The 6,038-nt window shown below is 71.5% G+C and carries 9 protein-coding genes and 1 pseudogene; 3 read left to right on the top strand and 7 right to left on the bottom strand.

Annotated elements, in window-relative coordinates:
• From Q0116_RS00170 to Q0116_RS00160, 3 genes and pseudogenes are all read left to right on the top strand, one after another.
• Window positions 1–158 (top strand): annotated as a pseudogene (locus Q0116_RS00170) (transcription initiation factor IIB family protein); the annotation flags it as partial.
• A gap of 142 nt (window positions 159–300) precedes the next feature.
• Complete coding sequence (locus Q0116_RS00165; protein WP_297884395.1) at window positions 301–717, top strand: DUF2178 domain-containing protein; 417 nt, start codon at window positions 301–303, stop codon at window positions 715–717.
• The gene (locus Q0116_RS00160) at window positions 714–908 is read left to right on the top strand and encodes a helix-turn-helix transcriptional regulator (RefSeq protein WP_297884393.1); all 195 of its coding nucleotides are present in this window, start codon (window positions 714–716) and stop codon (window positions 906–908) included. Before Q0116_RS00165 ends, Q0116_RS00160 begins: the two co-directional genes overlap by 4 nt.
• A gap of 38 nt (window positions 909–946) precedes the next feature.
• Here the strand turns inward: Q0116_RS00160 and Q0116_RS00155 are convergent, their stop codons facing one another.
• From Q0116_RS00155 to Q0116_RS00125, 7 genes are all read right to left on the bottom strand, one after another.
• On the bottom strand, window positions 947–1,585 hold the full coding sequence (locus Q0116_RS00155; protein WP_297884392.1) for a fibrillarin-like rRNA/tRNA 2'-O-methyltransferase: 639 nt from the start codon (window positions 1,583–1,585) through the stop codon (window positions 947–949).
• Window positions 1,578–2,471 (bottom strand): NOP5/NOP56 family protein, encoded by an 894-nt coding sequence (locus Q0116_RS00150; protein ID WP_297884390.1) that lies wholly within the window; start codon window positions 2,469–2,471, stop codon window positions 1,578–1,580. Before Q0116_RS00150 ends, Q0116_RS00155 begins: the two co-directional genes overlap by 8 nt.
• A 74-nt stretch (window positions 2,472–2,545) precedes the next feature.
• Window positions 2,546–2,791: a hypothetical protein gene (locus tag Q0116_RS00145; protein ID WP_297884387.1), complete on the bottom strand. Its 246-nt coding sequence runs from the start codon at window positions 2,789–2,791 to the stop codon at window positions 2,546–2,548.
• A 177-nt stretch (window positions 2,792–2,968) separates the two neighbouring features.
• Window positions 2,969–3,751 (bottom strand): CBS domain-containing protein, encoded by a 783-nt coding sequence (locus tag Q0116_RS00140; protein ID WP_297884385.1) that lies wholly within the window; start codon window positions 3,749–3,751, stop codon window positions 2,969–2,971.
• Between the two features lie 71 nt (window positions 3,752–3,822).
• Window positions 3,823–4,188, bottom strand: a complete 366-nt coding sequence (locus Q0116_RS00135; RefSeq protein ID WP_297884383.1) for a helix-turn-helix domain-containing protein — start codon at window positions 4,186–4,188, stop codon at window positions 3,823–3,825.
• A gap of 175 nt (window positions 4,189–4,363) precedes the next feature.
• The gene (locus tag Q0116_RS00130) at window positions 4,364–5,299 is read right to left on the bottom strand and encodes a sulfurtransferase (protein ID WP_297884381.1); all 936 of its coding nucleotides are present in this window, start codon (window positions 5,297–5,299) and stop codon (window positions 4,364–4,366) included.
• Window positions 5,296–6,038 (bottom strand): helix-turn-helix domain-containing protein (locus tag Q0116_RS00125; RefSeq protein ID WP_297884379.1); only part of this gene is annotated, 743 nt, incomplete at its 5' end. The genes Q0116_RS00130 and Q0116_RS00125, both read right to left, overlap by 4 nt.

The following is a 6,038-nucleotide window of genomic DNA, read 5'->3' as shown; positions in this document are numbered from 1 at the left end:
TCGCGGCCGCCGGGAGCCTCTACGCCGCCGGGCTGATCCGCGGCGAGGAGCGCTCACAGTCGGCCGTCGCCGACGCGATGGACGTCTCGCGCCTCTCGGTCCAGAAGCGCTGGAAGCCCATCCTCGAAGACGCCGGCTTCTCGCCGCCGTCGTGGTGACCCTCGCAACCGCCGTAGTCCCGACCGCTGACCCCCCTCTCCGTCCGAATTCTTCGGCAGCGATAGATTTAATATTGAGTGTAAAGTGTCCTTTACTGTAAAGCGAGCTTTACATCTGACTCACGCTCGCTTTGCGACCGCCATGAGCGAACACACCACCCCCGCGACGGTTCGGCCCTCCACGCGGAAACGGTACAAACGCATCGCCTACGGACTGCTCGCCGCCGGCATCGCCGCGCTGTGGATCGGCATCGCGCTCGATCGGTTCGTCCTCGGTGTCGCCTGCTACTGGGCGGGCGGCATCGGGATGGGACTCGTTCAGCGATTCAGCCCGGTCGAGCTGTACGACGAGCGTGATTCCACGATCAGCCGCAGGGCGAGTCAGGTCACGATGAACGTCTTCGCGTACGTCTTCATCCTCGGTCTGCCCGGCGGGCTCGTGCTCGAGGAGACCGGGGTTATTACCCTCCCCGGGGAGTTTTACGGCGCGACGTGGACGCTGTTCGCGGTCTTCGTCGTCTACGGCGCGTCCGTCCTGTATCACAAGTACCGGCCATGAGAAACGACATCCGCGACAGACGCGCCGAGACCGACGAGAGTCAGGCCGACCTCGCCGCCGCGGTCGGGGTCACTCGCCAGACGATCAACGCGATCGAACGGGAGCGGTACGATCCCTCGCTGGAGCTCGCCTTCGACTTGGCCGCCCACTTCGACTGCCGGATCGAGGACCTGTTCGACCCCGAGGACTGATCGCTGCGTCCGCGCCGGCGGCCCGCCGTCGACGGGCGCTACCGCGGCGTCGCGACGACGCCGAGGTGGTCCTCGTGGTACCGGTCGAGACGCCGCGTCTCCAGCACCTCGTACGCCTCCCGGAGCCGGTCGAGCGCGCCCTCGAACACGGCGTCCGGGTCCGCGGTCACGTCCTCGCTGCGCGCCTTGATTGCCAGCAGCAGCCGCCCGTCCTCGGCCAGGAACTGCGCGTTGCGGACGGCCACCTCGGCCTGCCCGCGGGTGGCGACGTCCTGGACGATCGCGTCGACGTCGGCCTCGACGACGTGCGCGTACGTCTCAGGCTTCCGCGCGTCCTTGAGCAGCGGGAACAGCCGGTCGCGCGGCGCCGCCGCGTCGAGCAGGTCGCGCGCCGGGCGGGGGGCGAACTCCACGGCGTACGTCGGGCCCGCGAAGTCGGCGACGTGGCTGACCGTCGTCCCGCTCGCGGCACCGAGGTAGAGGACCGTCTCGCCGCCCGAGAGGCCGGTCTCCAGCCCGAGTTCGAGCATGCCGCCGAGCTTCGACCGCTCGGGGTCCCACGCGCGCCAGCCGTCCGCCGTCGGCTCGCCGTAGACTGGCTCGCCGCGGGTCGCGAGCCGCCGCTCGCCGTCGATCTCGCGCCGCTCGACGCCGTCGGGGAGGACGGCGTCACTCATCGCCGGCCCCCGGGGCGTCCGACCCGTCGTCGTCCGCCCGCGCGCGGATCGTCGCCATCCGCTCGCGGAGGTCGTCGTGGAGCTGCGCCCGGCGCTCGCCGGCGTAGTGGTCGGCGCGGGCCGCGAGCGTCAGCTTGCCGGCGAGCGCGCGCGCCGCGGAGCCGCGGTCCTCGGGGCGCGTCCCGCGGACGTACTCGTGAGTGTAGATGATCCCGTGTTTCGGCGAGGGGGCTCGCCCGGAGAGGTGCGCGAACAGCGCGTCCTCGGCGCCGAGCACCTGGACCGTGCCCGACGGCTTCTTCGCGAGCGGCTCCAGCCCGCCGGCGAGCGCGATCAGCCGCGCCGCGAGCTCCGGCCCGGCCATCTCGGCGAGGTTGGGCGCGACCGCGGGCGCGACCCGCGCGATGGTCTCCGCGAGCGCCGCGCGCTCGTCGTCGAGCTCCGCGGCGCGGGCCGCGAGGGAGACCGCCCGCCGCTCGACCTCGCTCTCGGGCTCGCGCGCCGCAACCTCCCGCGCCCCGTCGATCCCGGAGTCGACGTCGTCGAAGAGGCTCCCCGCCCACTCGACGGCGCGCTCGGCCAGCTCGTTGGCGACACGCTCGGAGTCGTCCATGGCGCGGACCGCGTGGATGAGCTGCGCGTCGTCGGCGCGCTCGCGCTCCCGGACCGCCTCGCGGGTCGCGCGCGTCGTCGCGTCCTTGAGTCGGTCGTAGTACTCGTCGGTCGAGTCGGCGAAGCCGGCCTCGACGGCGCGGCGCGACCAGTCCAGCGGCCGGTCGGCCTCGTCCTCCGCGATCCGGTCGCGGGCCGCGTCCGTCGCGTCGCGTCCGGCCTCCTCCGCGGCGAGCGGGGAGAACCAGCCCGCGTCGGCGTCGGTGTCGGTCATTGGCCGTCGCTACTCGGCCCCGTCGTATAGGCGTTCCCGAACGCCGACGCGCGGTCGACGGCCGGGGAAACGCCTCACTCGGCGGCCGCCGCCTCTTCTATCCCCTCGGGCGCGTCGTCGTCCCCGCCGGACCGGAGCGCGTCGAGGAAGCCGTCGGACTCCGAGCGCACGTCCGCGAGCGTCGCCCCCGCGAGCGCGCCGAGCGCGCCGCCGCTGGAGGCGGCCTGCCGGCTGATCAGTCCGCCGACCGCGGCCCCGACGGCCGCGCCGACCGCGGCGAGTACCGCCCGAGAGAGCGCGCGTCGTATGCGTGATCCCATGCGCCACCGATCTCTGTCAGTTTACAAAAGCTTACCTCCCGCGCTCGAACTCGGCAATTTCCGTGCGGACGCGACGCGTCGGGGCGTGGGTCGCTGTCGGGGTATCGCGGTGTCGGTGTGGGGGTTCGGTCACCACTGTCGGTTGTTTGGCGGCGGTGACGAGGGCGCGCCGTCCCCTCACTGGAGCCGCTTGGTCGTCTCCATGAGGGGGTGTCGCGCGTAGTCGACGATCTCGATGTCGCCGACGACGCGGAGCCCCTCCTTCTCGGCGGTCTTCGCCATCCCCAACTCGACCGGCGTCCGCGGGACGATCACGTACGCGTCCATCGTCTCGATGCCGGCCTCGCGGGCGGCCATGGCCCGGTGGTGGCCGTCGGCGAGGTAGAGCGTCCCGCCGTTGTCGATGACGACGAGGGGCTCGGCGAGGCCGTGTTGGAGCTCGTACTGTCGGCCCTCCAGTTCGTCCGCGTACACTCGCGCCTGCGTCGGCGTCAGGGCCGCGATCTCCACCTCGCGGCGCTCCTCGTCGAGGTCGACGCCGTGGATCTGCGAGAGGGTGCGCATCAGCTTCCCGACCTTGCCGGGCGTCGCCCGCTCGATCTGCGAGCGGACAACGTCGGTGTTCGAGATGATCCCGACGAGGTTGTCGGCGTCGTCGACGACGGGGAGCCGCTGGATGCCGGAGCGTAAGATTACGCGGGCGGCGTCGGTCACCTTCATGTCCGGGTGCGCGACGATCAGGTCCTCCGTCATCACCGTGAACACCGGGGCGTCCTCGTCCGCGAGCAGCAGGTCCCCGGCCGAGACGAACCCCTCGACGGTGCGGCCCTGCGTGACCGGGAACCCGTTGTGCCCGTCGCTGTCGGCCATCCGCCGCGCGACGGTCGCCACCGTCTCGTCCGGACTGACCGTCTCCACCTCGCGGGTCATGTACTCCCCGACCGTCGGTTTCCCGCTCATCGTTCGCGGTAGACGCCCCCGAGATAAAAGAGGGCGGGGGAGCGGGAGCCGCGTCCGGCGGGCGACCGCCGCTACCTCCCGGTCGGCTCCCACGTCACCTCCTCGTCGGGGTTCCCCTTCTCGCGCTCGACTCGGGCCCTGAGCCGGCCCTCATCGCCGACGGAGACCGAGACGCGGCGCACGTTCCGCTCGTAGCGCCGGTACTTCCCCCGTTCCGCGTCTATCGCGACGTGTTCCGTCACCAGGTCCAGCTCGCTGAGCGTGTCCAGACGCCGGTACACCGTCGACATCGGGATGTCGCACCGCTCGACGACCTCGGCGACCGAGGCCGGCTCGTCGAGCAGCGACAGGATCGTCCGGTTCGTCTCCTCGCTCAGGGCGTCGAGCAGCCGCCGGGCGAACCGGGACCCGTCGACCGTCGAGCCGGCGTCACTCATCGCGACCGTCCGGCGGCGCGAGGTCGCCGCGCCGGCCTCCGTTCCGGTCTCCCGTGCGTTTCGCCGCCAGTTCGGCGTGAGGACCGCTCATTACGCACGATTGCGCGCACAGCGGCTAGTGTGTCCGTTTGTCGTGGGACAACCGCCGGCGTTCGGCCTCCCTTCCGGGGCGGACTCAGTCGCCGCCGTCCGCCTCGCCGACCTCGATGGGGACGCCGATCATGTTCCCCCACTCGGTCCATGAGCCGTCGTAGTGCCGCACGCGGTCGTACCCGAGCAGCTCCTCGAGGACGAACCACGTGACCGAGGACCGCTCCCCGATCCGACAGTAGACGATCACGTCGTCGTCGGGGGTGATCCCCCGCGACTCGTACACGTCGGCGAGCTCCGCGGGCGGTTTGAACAGGCCGCTCGGGCGCACGTTCTCGGCCCAGAACACGTTCGTCGCGCCGGGGACGTGGCCGCCCCGCATCGCCCCCTCGTCGCTGCCGGGCGGCTTCGTCACCTCCCCGCGGAACTCCTCGGGCAGGCGCACGTCGACGAACTCCGTGTCGCCGTCGATCGCCGCCCGCACCTCGGTGCGGTCGGCCCGGACCTCCGGCCTGGCGGGGGCGTCGGGCGCGTCGCCGTACGTCACCGGGGGCGGGTCGACCGGCTCGGTCGTGGTCGGGTAGCCGCGTTCGACCCAGTACTCGCGACCGCCGTCCATGATCCGCACGTCCGGGTGGCCGTAGTGGGCGAGCTGCCAGTACAGGTGGGCCGCGAACCAGTTCCTGTTGTCGCCGTAGATGACGACGGTCGTCTCCTCGGTGATCCCGCACGACTCGAGGAAGGCGGTCATCTCCGCCGGGGAGAGGATGTCGTGCGCCTCCGCCGACCGGAGGTCGGCCCGCCAGTCGACGCCGACGGCCCCGGGCGCGTGACCCTCCTGATAAAAGGAGGCGTTGACGTCGACCTCGAGGAGCCGCAGGTCGGGCGCGTCGGCGCGGAACCGGTCGAGCCGCGCCTCCACCCAGTCGGGCCCGACGAGCACGTCGGTCGGATACCCGTCGCCTCCGGCGGCGTCCGCCGGCGTTCGCTGCTCGTCGTCGGTGGGAGTGTCGGGGGTCATGATCGTTGGTCGGCGAACTGCTTCGCGAGCTCCGCGGTCGCGCGTCGGAGCCGGTACGACACCGTCGAACGCGGCTCGTCGAGCTCGGCCGCGAGCTCGTCGAGCGTCGCCTCGCGCGGCGTCTCGAAGTAGCCGCGCTCGACCGCGAGCAACAGCGTCTCGCGCTGTTCGGCGCGGACGTCCGGTCGGGAGAGCAGCTCGCTCTCCCAGCGGTCGACCTCCGTCAGGTGCTCGAAGGAGAACGAGCGCCCCTCGCCGAGCCGCGCGGACAGCGTGTCGTACAACAGCCCGATCTTCGAGTCGTCCTGGACCAGCACGCGCCATCGGACGGTGTCTCCCGAGCGCGTCTGCTCGAAGAGCGCGCCGCCGTCGACGTACTTCGCCGCGATGAGCGGGACGGACTCGCAGTAGTCCACGTCGGTGAGGTAGGTGTACGTCACCCGCCGCCGCCGCTCGTCGGTGAGCAGGCTCGTCGTGCGGGCCGCGCGACACGTTCGACCGCTGATCGACTCGCGGTCGACGGACTCGTCCAAGAGCAGTTCGTCGACGGCCGCGAGGTCGGCCGCGTCGCCGGTGACCGATTCGAGCTTCCACAGCTCCGCGGGGTCGAGACACGAGTAGGTCGCCTCCGACTGGAGGGAGCCGCGGTCCATGAACAGGTCGACGTACTCGTCGACGCCGGGTTCGTACGTTATCTCGAAGCTGAAGTCGTACATCTGGCGGTGAACTGGTCCGGTCG

Source organism: uncultured Halorubrum sp., from assembly GCF_937146585.1.
Lineage (GTDB): Archaea > Halobacteriota > Halobacteria > Halobacteriales > Haloferacaceae > Halorubrum > Halorubrum miltondacostae.
Note: the sequence above shows the minus strand (reverse complement) of the source record. Positions and strands in the feature narration are given on the sequence as shown.

Coding starts and splice junctions, on each gene's coding strand:
- Q0116_RS00165 (WP_297884395.1), top strand. CDS start 301: ATGAGCGAACACACCACCCCCGCGACGGTTCGGCCCTCCACGCGGAAA.
- Q0116_RS00155 (WP_297884392.1), bottom strand. CDS start 1,585: ATGAGTGACGCCGTCCTCCCCGACGGCGTCGAGCGGCGCGAGATCGAC.
- Q0116_RS00135 (WP_297884383.1), bottom strand. CDS start 4,188: ATGAGTGACGCCGGCTCGACGGTCGACGGGTCCCGGTTCGCCCGGCGG.
- Q0116_RS00150 (WP_297884390.1), bottom strand. CDS start 2,471: ATGACCGACACCGACGCCGACGCGGGCTGGTTCTCCCCGCTCGCCGCG.
- Q0116_RS00130 (WP_297884381.1), bottom strand. CDS start 5,299: ATGACCCCCGACACTCCCACCGACGACGAGCAGCGAACGCCGGCGGAC.
- Q0116_RS00160 (WP_297884393.1), top strand. CDS start 714: ATGAGAAACGACATCCGCGACAGACGCGCCGAGACCGACGAGAGTCAG.
- Q0116_RS00140 (WP_297884385.1), bottom strand. CDS start 3,751: ATGAGCGGGAAACCGACGGTCGGGGAGTACATGACCCGCGAGGTGGAG.
- Q0116_RS00145 (WP_297884387.1), bottom strand. CDS start 2,791: ATGGGATCACGCATACGACGCGCGCTCTCTCGGGCGGTACTCGCCGCG.